This is a genomic window from Bradyrhizobium sp. SZCCHNS3052 (genome assembly GCF_032484495.1).
In the GTDB taxonomy this organism is placed as follows: domain Bacteria; phylum Pseudomonadota; class Alphaproteobacteria; order Rhizobiales; family Xanthobacteraceae; genus Bradyrhizobium.
The window spans coordinates 167,659-183,020 of the sequence record NZ_JAUETB010000002.1 but is presented as its reverse complement, the minus strand read 5'-3'; the positions used below and the strand labels follow the sequence as shown (position 1 = coordinate 183,020).

The 15,362-nt window shown below is 64.4% G+C and carries 14 protein-coding genes; 5 read left to right on the top strand and 9 right to left on the bottom strand.

The window, feature by feature from the left end; translation table 11 throughout:
- Positions 1-141: 141 nt before the first annotated feature.
- Positions 142-504, bottom strand: a complete 363-nt coding sequence (locus tag QX073_RS09100) for a hypothetical protein (RefSeq protein WP_315712955.1) — start codon at positions 502-504, stop codon at positions 142-144.
- 162 nt (positions 505-666) lie between these two features.
- On the opposite strand from QX073_RS09100, the gene QX073_RS09095 reads away from it, so the two are divergent.
- Entirely contained in the window at positions 667-1,395 is a 729-nt protein-coding gene (locus tag QX073_RS09095) for a CBS domain-containing protein (protein ID WP_315753506.1), read from the top strand.
- 55 nt (positions 1,396-1,450) lie between these two features.
- Here the strand turns inward: QX073_RS09095 and QX073_RS09090 are convergent, their stop codons facing one another.
- The 4 genes from QX073_RS09090 to QX073_RS09075 form a co-directional block, all read right to left on the bottom strand.
- Complete coding sequence (locus QX073_RS09090) at positions 1,451-2,713, bottom strand: CoA transferase (protein ID WP_315712958.1); 1,263 nt, start codon at positions 2,711-2,713, stop codon at positions 1,451-1,453.
- 193 nt (positions 2,714-2,906) lie between these two features.
- Positions 2,907-3,368 (bottom strand): GNAT family N-acetyltransferase, encoded by a 462-nt coding sequence (locus tag QX073_RS09085; protein ID WP_316225640.1) that lies wholly within the window; start codon positions 3,366-3,368, stop codon positions 2,907-2,909.
- A 4-nt stretch (positions 3,369-3,372) separates the two neighbouring features.
- Positions 3,373-3,540: a hypothetical protein gene (locus tag QX073_RS09080; protein WP_315753630.1), complete on the bottom strand. Its 168-nt coding sequence runs from the start codon at positions 3,538-3,540 to the stop codon at positions 3,373-3,375.
- 45 nt (positions 3,541-3,585) lie between these two features.
- Complete coding sequence (locus QX073_RS09075) at positions 3,586-4,149, bottom strand: hypothetical protein (protein WP_316186991.1); 564 nt, start codon at positions 4,147-4,149, stop codon at positions 3,586-3,588.
- A 71-nt stretch (positions 4,150-4,220) separates the two neighbouring features.
- Between QX073_RS09075 and QX073_RS09070 the strand changes: the two genes are divergently transcribed.
- A complete protein-coding gene (locus tag QX073_RS09070) occupies positions 4,221-4,406 on the top strand; it encodes a hypothetical protein (protein WP_315753501.1) in 186 nt (61 codons plus the stop codon).
- A gap of 31 nt (positions 4,407-4,437) precedes the next feature.
- On the opposite strand, the gene QX073_RS09065 is transcribed toward QX073_RS09070, so the two are convergent.
- Together QX073_RS09065 and QX073_RS09060 are read right to left on the bottom strand one after the other, a co-directional pair.
- Complete coding sequence (locus QX073_RS09065; protein WP_315753499.1) at positions 4,438-5,376, bottom strand: hypothetical protein; 939 nt, start codon at positions 5,374-5,376, stop codon at positions 4,438-4,440.
- Between the two features lie 100 nt (positions 5,377-5,476).
- A complete protein-coding gene (locus tag QX073_RS09060; RefSeq protein ID WP_315825133.1) occupies positions 5,477-9,334 on the bottom strand; it encodes an ATP-binding protein in 3,858 nt (1,285 codons plus the stop codon).
- A gap of 165 nt (positions 9,335-9,499) precedes the next feature.
- On the opposite strand from QX073_RS09060, the gene QX073_RS09055 reads away from it, so the two are divergent.
- Positions 9,500-10,804 carry a divalent metal cation transporter gene (locus QX073_RS09055; RefSeq protein WP_316192894.1) on the top strand — a complete coding sequence of 435 codons (1,305 nt, stop codon included), beginning with the start codon at positions 9,500-9,502 and terminating at the stop codon, positions 10,802-10,804.
- Between the two features lie 196 nt (positions 10,805-11,000).
- A complete protein-coding gene (locus tag QX073_RS09050; protein WP_316192948.1) occupies positions 11,001-12,632 on the top strand; it encodes an NAD-dependent malic enzyme in 1,632 nt (543 codons plus the stop codon).
- Between the two features lie 55 nt (positions 12,633-12,687).
- On the opposite strand, the gene rocF is transcribed toward QX073_RS09050, so the two are convergent.
- Entirely contained in the window at positions 12,688-13,662 is a 975-nt protein-coding gene (rocF, locus tag QX073_RS09045) for an arginase (protein ID WP_316192893.1), read from the bottom strand.
- 194 nt (positions 13,663-13,856) lie between these two features.
- On the opposite strand from rocF, the gene QX073_RS09040 reads away from it, so the two are divergent.
- The gene (locus tag QX073_RS09040; RefSeq protein ID WP_315712969.1) at positions 13,857-14,117 is read left to right on the top strand and encodes a hypothetical protein; all 261 of its coding nucleotides are present in this window, start codon (positions 13,857-13,859) and stop codon (positions 14,115-14,117) included.
- A 10-nt stretch (positions 14,118-14,127) separates the two neighbouring features.
- Here QX073_RS09040 and QX073_RS09035 read toward each other — a convergent pair whose 3' ends face one another.
- A complete protein-coding gene (locus QX073_RS09035; RefSeq protein ID WP_409998681.1) occupies positions 14,128-15,318 on the bottom strand; it encodes an OpgC domain-containing protein in 1,191 nt (396 codons plus the stop codon).
- Positions 15,319-15,362 lie beyond the last annotated feature (44 nt).

Sequence of the window (15,362 nt, the reverse complement as noted above, 5' to 3'; positions counted from 1 at the left end):
GACAGAGCGACCTTGCGTTCGATGCAGCGAGCCCCCCCGCCGGCTTCAAAGAGGTCTCTACGGAGACAACGGCCTTGCTCCGGTCGTTGTCGGTTGTTCTCTCACGCTCCCGCGCCTCGAGACGCGACACACCCGCACTCTTCAGTTTCGCCACCGTTGCCCCATAAGATTCACGCTGGCATCAATCAGGCGTTGCCCGTGCTTGAAGAGTCGATCGCAATCCCGCCTGACGAAATCAATCTGATGCCGTCCACATTCCTGAACCATCGCCTGGATTCCCGTCACGGAATGCACGCCAGCCAGCTTCGACACGAACTCGGCCAGCAGATGCGTCTCCGTGCGCGCGCGATCCAGCACTTCGTTGCTGGCAAACAGAACCTCCTCCATGACGATCTGCTGCGAACCAACTAGCAGCTCAAGTGCGTGCTTGTTGGAGAGAGCGACACGTTCGGACAGTTCGGCCGTTTCGTCGGCCAGGATCTTGGTCCCGGAGAACTCGGACATAGGCACCTCTCCTCGCGCTGGATCAGATTGCCTTATAGCTGCAATTCAATGCCAAGACCTTGAGCTGCGTCAATGACGGCGGCGGCATCTCCTTTGACCTGCGTCAATTCAAGACCGTCGCAGCGGGTTACTTTTTCTTAGCTTTTGACATTGGAGTTCGCCATGCGCGCCCATCAGATCATGACCCGTCCCGTCATCACTGTCACCCCTGACACTTCCATCGTGGATGCGGCAAATATCATGCTTCAACGGCACGTCAGCGGCCTTCCAGTGGTCGACCCCGGCGGGAAGCTGGTGGGCGTCGTCTCGGAAGGCGATTTCATTCGCCGAACGGAGATCGGCACTGGGCGAAAGCGCGGCCGCTGGCTGCGATTCATTCTCGGGCCCGGAAAGTCGGCCGCCGACTTCGTCCACGAGCATGGTCGCAAAGTGTCAGAGGTGATGACCAAGTCTCCCTTGACGATCACCGAAGACGCCGCGCTGGCTGAGATCGTGGAACTGATGGAAAAGAACCACGTGAAGCGGTTGCCCGTGGTCAAGGGAGACCGGGTGATCGGCATCGTGTCACGGGCGAACCTGCTGCAAGCGGTTGCCGCGCTCGGGCGGCAGGTTCCAGATCCAACGGCCGACGACGATCACATCCGCAACCGCGTGATCGACGCCCTCGAGAAGAACGACTGGTGCCCGTTCGGATTGTCCGTCATCGTCAAGGACGGTATCGTTCATCTGAGCGGCGTCATTACCGAAGAGCGGTCGCGGCAGGCGGCGATCGTTGCCACCGAGAACATCTCTGGCGTCAAGAAGGTGCATGATCATCTGTGCTGGGTCGACACCATGTCGGGCATGTATCTGAACTCACCGGAAGACGATGAGATGGCCAAAGCCGGCTGATGGCTGCTGAGGACGCTGCCGCTCTTCTTCCGTGTCCGGCACCAGTGACGATGCCTTAGGCTCCCGGATCGTTGCGTCCGAACGCCCCTACCTGACGCAGGGCTTCGATCTCCTGCTCGGTGTACCGAAGCCTGTCGCGCAGAATTGCGGCCGTATGCTCTCCCAGCCGCGGCGCCGCCGTGGGCTCGACGGTCGGTGTGAGCTTCATGGTGATTGCCGGCTCGACGTTGGGTATCGAGCCTGCCGTCGGGTGCGGAATACGACAGGTGCGGTCGCGCATCCGGACCTCGGCCGCGTTGAACGCCTGCTCGACCGTTCGAACGTGTCCAACCGGAACTCCAGCCTGGTTCATCCGAGATATCCAGACATCCATCCGTTCCGCGGCAAGGATGTCGGCGATGAGGCCGCGCAGTTGCGCACGGTTGACCCATCTCGCTCTTCGCGTGGCAAAGCGAGGATCGCTCAGGAGATCCGGACGACCAAGTACCTCCGTTGCCAACCGGCGGTAGAGTCGATCGTTGGCACATGCGATGTAGAGCGGGCCATCTGACGCTTCAAAGACGCCGACCGTCGGAGAGTCGTTCGGCGAATTGCCCGTTCGCGTGGGGTTCACGCCGCTCATCAAATACGCCATTCCGGAGAAGCCCGTCATCGCCAAGGCGATGTCGAACAGCGCCACTTCGACGTGCTGCCCGCGACCGAGCCGCTGCCGGGCGGCAAGTGCCAGCAGGATGGCATTGCAGGCGGACATGCCGGTGGCCAGATCAACGATCGGAGGACCGGTCCGCACCGGCGGACCGTCGGCGAAACCGTTGAGGGACATGAACCCGCTTTCCGCCTGGGTGATTGGATCGAACCCTGATCGCCACGCGAATGGACCTGAGCGTCCGTAGGCCGAGATCGAGCAATAGATCAGCCCGGGATTGGTGCTGGACAGCGTTTGATAGTCCAGCCCGAACCTCTCCATGACGGACGACGAGAAATTCTCCACGACGATGTCGGCCTTGGCGATCAGCGCACGAGCGACGTCTCTGGCCTGCGGTATCGTGAGATCCAACACCATGCCGCGCTTGTTCCGATTGAGGCTGAGGAACGCCGCGCTCTCTCCGCCGAGCTCGGCGTGCTCGTATGCGCGGGTATCGTCTCCCGTGAGCGGCTGCTCGATCTTGATCACCTCGGCGCCGAAATCGGCCAGCGTCTGTGTGCACGCCGGCCCTGCGACAACGCGCGTGAAGTCGATCACCAGCAGACCCGCCAGCGCGGTTGGCGCGTCAGGCGGCCGTGGCGCACGCTCTGGCAGGGTGACCTCGGCCGGCATCCCAGAGTCCTTCCCGCTGCTTTGATCGTCTGAAGCGATCTTCCGTTAACTGCCGGGCGCGGCTTGTCTCCAACGTCCGACAACGCATGGTTAGCTCAACGACAGCCGCAAAAAAAGGCGCGGGTCGGAGCTGTCGGACCGGCTTAATTCTGCTGCAGCGCAATGCAATCTGCATGAGGCGTCGGTCGACAGCTCACCGGCCGATCATCTTGCGCCAATAGAGCGAGTTCCCCCAGGCCCAGGGCCGGCCCGGTTGGAACAACACATATCCGCACCGAATGAAATTGTTCGCGGAGACGATGTTGCAGGTCGTCTCCGAAACGATGCAATCCAGGCCCGAGCGACGCGCGCGCAGTTCGATCGCACGCATCAGCCGCCGCTGCAGGCCGTAACCACAGCGCTCTTGGAGAACACCAACCCTCGAAAGATAGGCTATGCCTTTGCCGAGGGATGACGGCACCATTCCGGCAAAGGCGACGGGCCGTCCGAGCTCGGTCGATATCCACCATTGTCCGCTCTCGAAATCGGGCAGAGGCGCGCAATCGAGGAATGTGCGCGCATGGAGCTCCTTCAAGGTGTCGAGGACGTCAGGCTCGCAAGCGTCGACCTCCCTGATGCGGAAGCGGCGGCCTCGCCGTGAGATCCTGGCTGGCACGGCATCACCTTCCGAGCACGACTTTGATGCCGAGCCAGATCGCACCGATCAGACCGGTCGCGATGACCGTGATGACGGCCTTGAACGTATAGCTCTGAGCCTGCTCCACGCTCTTGCGCCAGCGCCGCAGGTGCTGGAAATCGGCTCTCAGTTCGGTGATCGTCTTCGACATGGTCAAGTCCGGTATCATGGATGGTGAATGCGAGGTTGGTGATCGTCACGAGATCGCATCGGCGGCTGCGATCATCACCAGGCCGATCAGGGCGAGCGCGATGAGATAGGCGGTCATCTTCCTCTCTCTCCTGGGCGAAGGAAAAGTGCGGCAGATCGCAGCCGAACGCGCGATCGTTTCAGGCGCGAACCCTATCCCTCGGCTCAAGCAAGGGACCGCTGCGGGCGGAGCGACGGTCGCCACGCCCACGCGCCGGCCCGTTCGCGCGGGCCAGCGAGTAACCGGATGTTCGAAGTTGTCTTCGCGCCGGCGCGGCGATGAATTGCCGGCGATCATGGTCGACAGCCGATGCCGGCCTGCGCTGCTCACGTCAAATGCCCGCGGACAACCCGGCATCAAATTTTCGGAAAATTCGATAATAACACTATGCCGGTGATTTGCCCGACGTGTCAAATTTGATCGAAATGCAGCAGTCAGGCCTTGCGATTTCGATAACCGCCGCTCCAAATCCGGTCCGAGCGAACAAAAAGCCCGCTGCCGAGTTCGCGGCGCGGGCTCTATGATTTCTTCGACGATGGCAAAATGCGCCTGATTTGCCCGACGTGTCAAGCGCAGATAGTTGCGCCGGCCGGCAACGCAACTTCAGCCCGTCGGGCGCGGCCGGCGGAGGAGATCTTCCGATGTATGTCGTTGCGGTCGTGCTCGCCGGCTTGTCCGCCCTGTTCTATGTGGCGAGCCAGCACCAGCTCGGAGCGGTCGGCGCCGATGTCTGTCAATATGGCAGCCTGTTCTGCGACAAGCCGCACTACATGATGACGGGCGCGTTGCTGGCCGCCCTCTGGGGCAAGTTCGTGAGCATGCGCTGACACGAGCCGGCGCGAAGCTTCGATCAACCCGTCAGTTCTTGATCGCGTAGAGCGGCGTTCTCACCGTCAGCTGGTAGACCGGCTTCGGCGCCCAGGCGATCTGCGCGGTGATGCCGAACAGCCGGTTGTCGTCATCGTCCATGCGGTCGAGATCCAGCCTGACCAGCGGCTGCGTGTAGGGCGCGATCGGCGTGACAGCAAGCAGCTGCGCACCGCCGAACGACTGGAGGCCGACGCGCGCGGAGACCTTCCAGTTGTTCTCCCACTGATAGAAGCCGCCGACATAGCCCGCCGTCGTGCTGCCGACATGCGCTAGCACTGAGTCGACCTCGACATGGGTATATTGAACGCCGGCGAGCCAGCCTTTCATCTCATCCGGATCGAGCGCGTATTTGGCTTCGATGACGGTGTTGAACGAGGTCGTCGCCAACGGCGCGTCCGGCACCGACCGGGTCAGCGTCGACTGCAAGGTGAGCGTCGGAAGCGCGCCGCCGTTCTGCTGATAGACATCGGCCTGGAAGCCGAGGAACCAGCTCGTGACCGCCACGTCGGACCAGCCGGACAGGCCGTTGTACGACGTGCTGCCGGTGAAGCCCGCGTAGAGCGACAACGCGTCGCCGAGATCGACCGTGAGCGGAACGTCGACGCCAAGGCCCTGGTTGGTCGGAGCCGACAGTTGCGGCCGTCCTGGCAAGGCTGGACGGTCGAGCAGCTTGCGCAAGGTCGCGAGCTGCGACAGAGTTCCGAACAGGGAGGTGTCGCCAAGGCCCGTCGACAATGCTCCGCCGGGCACATAGGCGTAGTTCGTGCGGAAATCGATGTAGACGTTGGCAAGGCCCGGCGCCGGCGCGTCCGCCTCATCGTCCTTGGCAAGGGCGCCGCCGCTCGTCACCAGCGCCGCGCCCGAGACAAGAGCGAATATCCGCCGCTGCGCCCGACCGCCACGCAGCCGCCATTTCTCGTCTGCCATGAGACTTCCCCCGGTGACCGAAAATACGCCGGTCCGGCGCGATCCTTCAAGTGCGGATCGCGCGAGGCCCACCATGGTCAGGGGAAAGCTGCCGCGGTTCTCATGCCGACGACGCCGGCTTCGCGCCTGCGGCTCGCGCGGCCATGACCTGCCGCAGCACGCGCGACAGCTCGTCGACCGAGTAAGGCTTCTGGATCAGGCTGAATCCGTGGCGGTCGCCGTCGGCGAGGACATGGCTGTAGCCGCTGTTGAGCACGATCGGGATCATCGGCAGCCGCCGGCGGATTTCCTGGCCGAGCGTCACCCCGTCCATGCCGGGCATCACGACGTCGCTGAGCACGAGATCGAAGCTCTCGGGATCCTCGTCGATCATCCGCAGCGCATCCGTTCCGCTGCGCGCGAGCACCGTTCGGTAGCCGAGATCCTCGAGCAACTGCGTGGAGAACTCGCCGATTTCCGGATTGTCCTCGACGACCAGCACATTCCAGCGCGCGGCGAGCTGTTCGGGACCCTGCTCGCTCCGCTCGCGCGGTCCCAGCGGCTTGTGCGTCAGCGGGAGCAACAATGTCAGCTTCGTGCCCTTGCCGAGCTCACTGTCGACCAGCACCCGTCCGCCGGACTGATGAACGAAGCCGTAGACCTGAGACAGGCCGAGGCCGGTGCCGCGCCCAACGCCCTTGGTGGTGAAAAACGGCTCGAAGATCCGGTCGATCTGATCCGGAGGAATGCCGGATCCGGTGTCGCTGACGGCGATGGAGACGAACGACGACTGCCCGGACTGACCGTCCTCTCGGACGATCTCGCCGCGAATGGTCAGGACGCCCTGCCCCTCCATCGCATCACGCGCATTGGCGACGAGGTTCACGAGCGCCGTCTCGAACTGATTGATGTCGACGTCGACCGGAAGCGGCCGCAATGCGAGGTCGAGTTCGATCACGGCCGGCGCTCCGAGGACGGTCTGCAGCATCTCTTCGATCCGCTCGATATGCCCCGCGGCATCGAAGACGCGGCGCTCCATCGGCGTCCGCCGCGCGAAAGCGAGCAACTGTCCGGTGAGCTTGGCGGCGCGATCCGCCGTGTCCGAGATCGCATCCACGTAGCGCCGCATGCGCTCCGGGGACAGCTGGCGCCGGCGCAACAGGTCGGCCGACGACCGGATCACGGTCAGCAGATTGTTGAAGTCGTGCGCGACGCCGCCGGTGAGCTGGCCGATCGCCTCCATCTTCTGGGCCTGGCGGAATGCCTCCTCCGCCGTGCGCCGTTCGGTCAGCTCGACCGCCTCGGGCACGATGGCGGCCACCTGTCCGGTCTCGTCCCGCACCGGCCGCATCTGGAAGTCGAACCAGCGCGAGCCGCCGACCGGCAGTTCGAGCTGCAGCTCCTGGCGCGCCCCGTCGCCGCGAGCGACGGCGTCGACCAGGGATCTGATCACCTCGGGCATGCCGGGCGTACCCGCAAACCACGGCGTCTCCCAGAATGGCAGCCCTGCGACCTCGTGCAGCGGCGCAGCGATCGCTTCGAGCGAGGTCGCATTGGCGTCCAGAAGCGTCCCATCGGACGAGAGCAGCGCTTGGAACGTGTAGCTCGCCTCGAAGATCGTCCGCAGCCGCGCCTCCTTGGCCTGCAGCTCCGCGGTACGCTCGGAGACCTGCGTTTCCAGACGCTCGTTCAGCTCACGCAGCGCGATCTCGGCCTCGTGCCGCACCCGCGACAGATCGATATTGGCGCGCACCCGCGCCAGCAGCTCGCGCGCGCTGAACGGCTTGGTGAGATAGTCGCTCGCCCCGGCATCAAGCCCCTCGACCTTGGCCTCCTCTCCGGCGCGCGCCGACAGCATGACCACAGGAATGTCGCGAAGCTGCGCATCGCTACGCAGCGCTTTCAGCAGGCCGAAGCCGTCGAGCCCCGGCATCATGACGTCGGTCAGCACGAGATCGGGGCGGCGCTGTCGGACGGCCTCCAGGGCCGCCATGCCATCGCTGACCGCCTCCACGTCATAATCCTCGCCGAGCAGACGGCGGACGTAGTCGCGCATATCAGGATTGTCGTCCGCGAGCACCACGCGATCACGGGCCGATGCCGTCGCGGAGCGAACTCCCAGGTCGTCGGATGATGACGGGTGAGGAAGCTCGAACGGCACACCGCCGTTCAACCACCCGAGCGCCTCCTCGATGTAGGCTTCGGCACGGACGTTGGTAACGGCCAGGACACGGGAAGGTCCGATCTGGCCCGCTGGCAGATGCGCCGAGCCTAGCGGAATTCGCACGGTGAAAACCGAGCCGCGACCGAGCTCGCTGTCTACAGCGATCTCCCCTCCATGAAGCCTCACCAGCTCCTGCACGAGAGCGAGACCGATGCCGCTGCCCTCGAAGGATCGGCCGCGCGCGCCTTCGATGCGACGGAACCGTTCGAACAGGTGCGGCAGTTCACTGGGCGGGATGCCGGTGCCGGTGTCGCGAACCCTGAGCTCGGCATGATTGCCGTCAGTGGACAAGCCGATCGACACCGCGATTTCACCTTCGAAGGTGAACTTGAACGCATTCGACACCAGATTGAGAACGATCTTCTCCCACATGTCGCGGTCGACATACACCGGCTCGGACAGGGGCGTTGGGTCGATGGTGAGGCGCAGGCCGGCAGGATCCGTCGCCGAGCGGAAGTTGGACACGAGCTCGGCCGTGAAAACCGCAAGATCGATCGGCTCGAAGTGCGCGGTCATGCGGCCGGCCTCGATGCGCGAAAAGTCGAGCAGAGTGTTCACGAGCTTCAACAGGCGAATGCCGTTGCGGTGGATCAGGCTGAGGACGGATCGCGCGTCGGAGGTGAGTTGGGCCTCGTCGCGGCCGAGCAGGTCTTCCAGCGGGCTCAACATCAGCGTCAGCGGCGTGCGAAACTCGTGGCTGATGTTGGAAAAGAACGTCGTCTTGGCGCGGTCGATTTCGGCCAGCGCTTCCGCCCGACGGCGCTCTGCCTGATAGGCCCCGCCATTGCTGACGGCCGCTGCAATCTGCCCCGCGACGAGGTTCAGGAAGCGGGCATAGCTCTCGTCGTAGAGACGGAACGGATTGAGACCTGCGATGAGGAATCCGCCCCGTCCGGCTTCCCCCGACGCGGGCAGCGGAAGCACAACGGCGTGCTGTGGCGGCTGACGCCATCCGCCGGTCGGAAAACTGAGGCCGAACCGCCGCGGAAGGTCACGAACCAGCACCGCATCCTGCAGCTTCAGCGCTTCAGCCAGAGGCCACGTTCCCTCCGGCTGAATTCTCAGCCTCGGCTGAACGGCAGGATGATCGCGGTCGATGCCGGTCAGGGCCTCCAGTCGCGCCGCCTCGCCGTCCGGGTCGGTCATGTAGATCATTGCGAACGGCAGGTCGCGCGACTCCCGCGCCAAGGCGTCCGCGCAGCTTGCGCAGGCCTGATCGATGCTGCGGGCCCCGGCCCCGGCATTTGCCAGTTCGCGCAGCAACGAGAGCTGGCGCTCGCTGATCACGCGCTGAGTGTCATCGGTGTTCGCGCAGAAGATTCCTCCGGGTGATCCATCGTCGTCCGGAATGGGACTGTAGGAAAATGTGTAGTACGTCTCCTCGGGAAAGCCGTTGCGCTCCATGATCAGGAGTTGCGCCTCGACATAGGTGCCCTGATCACCGCCGCCGGCCTTGGCCAGCAACGGACCGATGTCCTCCCAGATCTCGTGCCAGACTGCAGAGATCGGTCGGCCGAGAGCCCACGGATGTTTGCCGCCGATGATGGTCTTGTAAGCATCGTTGTAGAGATAGATCAGCTCCCTGCCCCAACCGATCCAGATCGGCTGTTGGGATGTCAACATGATCCTGACGGCCGTCTTCAGGCTCTGCGGCCAACGCGCCGGCGGTCCGATCGAGGTGCTCTCCCAATCGAACCGCAACATCAGTCCGGCCAGCTCACTGCCTCCGGAAAAAAGCCTCTCGCGCTCGGCCATGCCGAGCTCCTGATCGTGCCCTGTTTGTCGCTGGTCCGGCACGCGCTCCCCCTGGTCGAAATCCGACGTGATCTGGAACGCTGGTAATCTCCTCCGGTTCCGGAGCCGGGAACAAAAAGGGGTCGTGCGACTTCGAGAGACATACACCGCCGGGGGAGCGCTGCCATGACCACGACCATCGGATCTGAACCGAACAAGCCGAAACGGTCGCTCTGGAGCGTATTCCGGCTGTTGGGTCCAGGTCTCGTGACCGGTGCCGCCGACGACGATCCGTCGGGAATAGCGACGTACTCCCAGGCCGGCGCGCAGTTCGGCTACGGGCTGTTGTGGACGGTCTTTCTGACAGCGCCTTTCATGATCGCGATCCAGCTGGTGAGCGCGCGCATTGGCCGTGTCACCGGCAAAGGGCTGGCGGCCAACATCACCGCGCTTGCGCCACGCGGCATCGTCTTCGGCCTCGTCGCGCTCCTGGTCGGCGCCAACACCTTCAACATCGCAGCCGACATTGCGGCGATGGCGGAGTCGCTGTCGCTGGTGATCGGCGGTCTCAATCATGAGCACGCGCTGATCTTCGCCGCCGGCTCGACGCTGCTCCAAGTATTCCTGCCCTACCGCCGCTACGCACCCTTCATCAAGGTGCTGACCCTCAGCCTGTTCGCCTACGTCGCGACCGCCTTGATGGTCAAAGTGCCCTGGAGCACGGCGCTGCTCGCGGCGGTTTGGCCCAGCTTCTCGACGGAGGCCAACTATCTGCTGACGGTGGTGGCTGTGCTCGGCACCACCATCAGCCCCTACCTGTTCTTCTGGCAGGCCTCGCAGGAGGTCGAGGAGATGAACCAGGGCAAGGTCGACCGTCCCTTGCGCGAGCTGTCGAAGAAGGACCACCCCGACCTCCGACGGATCAGGATCGACACCACGATCGGCATGATCTTCTCGAACGCGATCGCGTTCTTCATCATCGTGACGACCGCCACGGTGCTGCACGCGCATGGCATCACCAGGATCGACTCGGCGACGCAGGCGGCCGAAGCCCTACGCCCGCTCGCGGGCGACTTCACCTTCCTGTTGTTCGCGCTCGGCATCATCGGGACCGGCATGCTGGCGATCCCGGTGCTGGCGGGCTCGGCGGCATACGCCGTCGCCGAGATCTTCGGCTGGCACGCGACCCTGGAGGCCAAGCCGGACGAGGCGGTCGGCTTCTACAGCATCATCGCTGCCGCCACGATCATCGGCTTCGGGCTCGGCTTCACCGGCATCGACCCGATCCATATGCTGGTGTGGAGCGCCGTGCTCAACGGCATCGCCGCTGTGCCGATCATGGCGATGATGATGGTGATCGTGTCCAATCCCAGGCTGATGGGCCGCTTCCGCGGACGGACCTGGCTGATCGCCCTGGGGTGGATGGGGACAGGTATCATGGCCATCGCCGTGCTGGCGCTGCTTTGGTCATTCGTCACGGGCCGCGCCTAGCGGCCATCGCATTTTCCTTTGCGTGGGCTGCAACGCAGTTGCACAACGTCATTGGTGCAATGCGGAACGTAAACTGTGTTAACAGTCCCGTTCCCGCCATCCCGCCGCGATTGATGCCGATCAACGCCGGGCGCGCTCCGGTATGGCGGTGCTCGAACAAAGGACCTCGGAGACTGCCTTGACCCAGCCGCAACGCATGAGCGCATCGACGCTACCCCCCTATTCTCCGCGCGGACTCGCGCTGCTGCGCGATCCGCTGCTCAACAAGGGCACCGGCTTTACCGAGCAGGAGCGCGATGCGCTCGGCCTGCGCGGCTTCCTGCCCGCCGGGGTCATGTCGATGGAGGCCCAGGCCGAGCGGATCCTGGTCAATCTTCGCAGCCTGTCCAGCGACCTCGAGAAGTACGTCGCACTGAACGCACTGCATGACCGCAACGAAGCGCTGTTCTTCCGGGTGGTCTGCGACAACATCGACGAGATCCAGCCGCTGATCTACACGCCGACCGTCGGCCTCGCCTGCCAGAAATACGGTCTGATCTTCCAGCGTCCGCGCGGCCTGTTCATCTCGGCCAACGACCGCGGCCGGATCGCGGAGATCCTCGCCAACTGGCCATATCGCGCCAAGCTGATCGTCGTCACCGACGGTGAGCGCATTCTCGGGCTCGGCGATCTCGGCGCCAACGGCATGGGCATTCCGGTCGGCAAGCTGTCGCTGTACTCGGCCTGCGCCGGCATCCATCCGGAAGAGTGCCTGCCCGTCATGCTCGATGTCGGCACCAACAACGAAGAGCTTCTGGCCGACCCCTACTACATTGGGCTGCGCCAGAAGCGCCTTACGGGCGAAGCTTACGACACGTTCGTCGACGAGTTCATGACCGCGGCCCGCGCCGCCTTCCCGGGCGTGCTGATCCAGTTCGAGGACTTCGCCAACCACGCCGCATTCAAGCTGCTGCACAAATATCGCGACGACGCCTGCGTCTTCAACGACGACATCCAGGGCACGGCGGCGGTGGCGCTTGCCGGCCTGTTTTCGGCGCTGCGCATCACCGGCGGCAAGCTCCGCGACCAGACGGTGCTGTTCCTCGGGGCCGGCGAGGCGGCCACCGGCATCGCGGATCTCGTCGTCTCCGCCATGATGGCCGAGGGCCTGTCCGAAGCAGAGGCGCTGCGGCGCAACTGGCTGACGGACTCGCGCGGCCTCGTCATCAAGGGGCGAGAGAACCTGCACGGCCACAAGCTGCGCTATGCGCACGACCAGGCGCCGATCGCAGACTTCCTGACCGCGATCAGGACGCTGAAGCCGACCGCGATCATCGGCGTGGCGGCCGTCGGCGGCGCCTTCACGCCAGAAGTGCTGCAGGCCATGGCCGAACTGAACGAGCGACCCATCATCTTCGCGCTCTCCAACCCGACCTCGAAGGCGGAATGCTCCGCGGAGTCGGCCTATCGCTATACCCAGGGCCGCGCGCTGTTCGCCTGCGGCAGCCCCTACGATCCGGTCAAGCTCGACGGCAAGACCTTCGTGCCGCGCCAGGGCAACAACTCCTACATCTTTCCCGGCGTCGGCCTGGGTGCCATCGCCAGCGGCGCGCGGCTGGTGACCGACGAGATGTTCATGGCCGCCGCGCATACCCTGGCGAACTGCGTCACCGGCGCCGATCTCGAGCAGGGCAGCCTTTACCCGGCGCTGCCGCGCATCCGCGAGGTGTCTGCCTATATCGGCGCCGCGGTAGCCGGCGTTGCCTATCAGAACGGGCTCGCCACAGGGCCTGCGCCGAACGATCTGCTCGGCTTCGTCGAGTCGAAGATGTACGACGCACGCTACTGAGCCCGAGATTGCGGATGCCTCGGGCTCACCGAGGTCGAGTGAGGAGGCATCCGCTCTATTGATCCGGAACGATCGCATTGCTCGGCGTCGGCCGGTCCGTGATCTGCTGACCGAACAGGCTGGCGACCAGTTCGACGGCGACGCGCGCGGTCTTGCCGCGCTCGTCGAGGAACGGGTTGAGCTCGACGATGTCGACCGAACGGACCAGGCCGGAATCGTGCAGCATCTCCATGATGAGATGCGCCTCGCGATAGGTCGCGCCGCCCGGTACGGTCGTGCCGACGCCGGGGGCGACCTCGGGGTCGAGGAAGTCGACATCGAAGCTCACATGCAGGACGCCGTTCCGCGCACGAACCTTGTCGAGGATCCGGCGCATCAGCACGCCGACGCCGAATTCGTCGATGGCGCGCATGTCGGCGATGCTGATACGCCGGAGACGCAGCAGTTCCTTTTCCGCTCTGTCGATCGAGCGGATGCCGAACAGCTCCAACTGATCTGGGGTGATGGACGTGCGTGCCTCGTCGCCGAGCAGACCATCGAGACCCGGCTCGCCGCACAAGAACGCGGCGGACATGCCGTGCATGTTCGCCGTGATGGTGGTTTCAGGCGTGTTGTAGTCGGCATGTGCGTCGAGCCAGAGCACGAACAGCTCCCGCCCGATCTCGTGGCAATGGCGCGCGATCCCGTTCACAGACCCCATCGACAGCGAATGGTCGCCGCCGAGAAACACCGGGATGGCGCCGGTCTGCGCCAGCTCTTGACTGCGACGCGCCAGCACCAGCGACCAGCGCTGGATCTGGCGATAGTGCTTGGCCTTCATCGGCGGCTCGTCAACCTGCTCCGTGATGTCGGCGATGCCGACATCGCCGTAGTCGGTGACGTCGAGCCCGAGACTTTCCAGCACGGTGACGAGACCTGCGGTGCGCAGCGCAGCAGGCCCCATCAGCGTACCGCGGACCGACGCGCCGAGATCGATCGGCGCACCAAGGACGGCGATGCGATGTGGCGCTGTAAGGTCTGGAGAAGCCAAGACGGAATCCTTTCATCGACGGCCGGTCGCCCAGCGTAGCGCGATTTTGCACCGCATGCTTCGCCAGCGACGTCTCGGTCCATGGGAACCAATCGCATCAGCCGGCATTTTCAGGAGCATTACATTCGCCCTCGGCCGAATCGCGTCGGCACGGGGGTGCCAATCCGACGAGCCGCGGCAAGAAGGCAACGACAGTGAACAGCGAAACGTTCGAAACACCTCCACAGCCGGGCGTTGCCGAACGCGCGCTCGACACCGCGACGGACATGTCACACACACTCGGCGAGGTGGTGGGCACGCTGGGAGCGGCCGTCGACCGACTGAGCGAAGCGGCAAGGGCCGCGCGGCGGCCGGGGACCGCCCTGTCGACCATCAGCGCGATCACCCGCGAGGCGCCGCTCGCGAGCCTGTTCGTCGCCTTCCTGCTCGGGGTCACCGTCGCACGCCGGCGTTGAGGAGCGGTGGTCAGAACAGCCGCGGCCCGCGCCGGTCGAGCTGTGATTCCCATGTCAGCAGCGTGGCCGCGATGGTCATGATCGCGATCCCGGCGACACTGATCAGCAGCTGCATCGCCAACCCGCTCGCCACGTCGGTCAGAATGACCTGGCCGAGGAAGGCCAGCAGCACACCCTGGCAATAGATCGGGAGCGAGTTCTCGCCGCACCTGATCATGGCCGTCATCAGCGGACGAATCGGCCCCTTCCAGTCCCGCGGCGCCAGCCGCGACACCACGAAGGCAAGCGCCAGGAAGTGCAAGAGCCGCACCGGCGCCAGGTGGCTCTTGTAGATCGGATAGATCAGGCCGTTGATGGCCGACGGGATCAGGTTCTCGAGACTCTTGAACTCCCAGCTGAGCGCCATCAACAGGCTGAACGCGAGATAGGTGATCGCCACGATCAACAGCGCTCGCGAGTCGAGGAGCGGACGCAGGCGCGTGGTGCCGGCACAGCCGTACCAGGCGCCGATCACGAACAGGAACTGCCAGGCGAACGGATTGAAATACAGTTCGCCGCTCGGCCACGCCGGCACCTGCCAGCTGAACAGCTGAACCATCATGTAGAGCAGGAATGAAAGCACCAGCGTTAACGTCGCGCTGGTGATCATCAGCCACAGGATGACGGGAAAGCAGATGTGCAGGATTGCGAACGTCAGCAGGATGTCGGTGTTGACGGGCGCGAATTGCAGCAGCGCCACATGCACCAGCGTGGGCCCGGGCTCGCGAAAGAAGAAGCCGGTGTTGGTCTCGTCGACGAAGCGCGTGCCGCCGCCGATCACCCAGACCAGCGCCGCATAGGCGAGCAGCAGCACCAGGAACGCCGCATAGATCTCCCAGGCGCGCCGCAGCGCCCGCACCACCGTGGTCGCCCAGCCCTGCTTCGGCAGCGCTCCGCCATAGGCGAGCATGCAGGTGTAGCCGGAGACGAAGACGAACACCTCGGAGGTGTCGCTGAAGCCGTAGTTGCGCAGCGTCAGCCACGCCAGCGAATTGTCCGGAACATGATCGATGAAGATGAACCAAAGGGCGAGCCCCCGGAACGCGTCGACCCGGAGGTCACGACCTCCGTTGCCGTTACCGGCTGCCACGCTATCTGTCTTCGCCAGTTCTTGATCATCGGCAAGCAAGATGGACCTCGTCTCGGGATGGCGGACTAACATCGACTCCGGCATGTCGTGCCTTGATATCTCCTGCCGGCCATCGA

Bases quoted from the DNA above. Each gene is read 5' to 3' on its own strand.
- QX073_RS09080 (WP_315753630.1), bottom strand. From the start codon at position 3,540: ATGTCGAAGACGATCACCGAACTGAGAGCCGATTTCCAGCACCTGCGG.
- QX073_RS09070 (WP_315753501.1), top strand. From the start codon at position 4,221: ATGTATGTCGTTGCGGTCGTGCTCGCCGGCTTGTCCGCCCTGTTCTAT.
- QX073_RS09035 (WP_409998681.1), bottom strand. From the start codon at position 15,318: ATGTTAGTCCGCCATCCCGAGACGAGGTCCATCTTGCTTGCCGATGAT.
- QX073_RS09090 (WP_315712958.1), bottom strand. From the start codon at position 2,713: ATGCCGGCCGAGGTCACCCTGCCAGAGCGTGCGCCACGGCCGCCTGAC.
- QX073_RS09100 (WP_315712955.1), bottom strand. From the start codon at position 504: ATGTCCGAGTTCTCCGGGACCAAGATCCTGGCCGACGAAACGGCCGAA.
- QX073_RS09065 (WP_315753499.1), bottom strand. From the start codon at position 5,376: ATGGCAGACGAGAAATGGCGGCTGCGTGGCGGTCGGGCGCAGCGGCGG.
- QX073_RS09060 (WP_315825133.1), bottom strand. From the start codon at position 9,334: ATGGCCGAGCGCGAGAGGCTTTTTTCCGGAGGCAGTGAGCTGGCCGGA.
- QX073_RS09050 (WP_316192948.1), top strand. From the start codon at position 11,001: ATGAGCGCATCGACGCTACCCCCCTATTCTCCGCGCGGACTCGCGCTG.
- QX073_RS09055 (WP_316192894.1), top strand. From the start codon at position 9,500: ATGACCACGACCATCGGATCTGAACCGAACAAGCCGAAACGGTCGCTC.
- QX073_RS09095 (WP_315753506.1), top strand. From the start codon at position 667: ATGCGCGCCCATCAGATCATGACCCGTCCCGTCATCACTGTCACCCCT.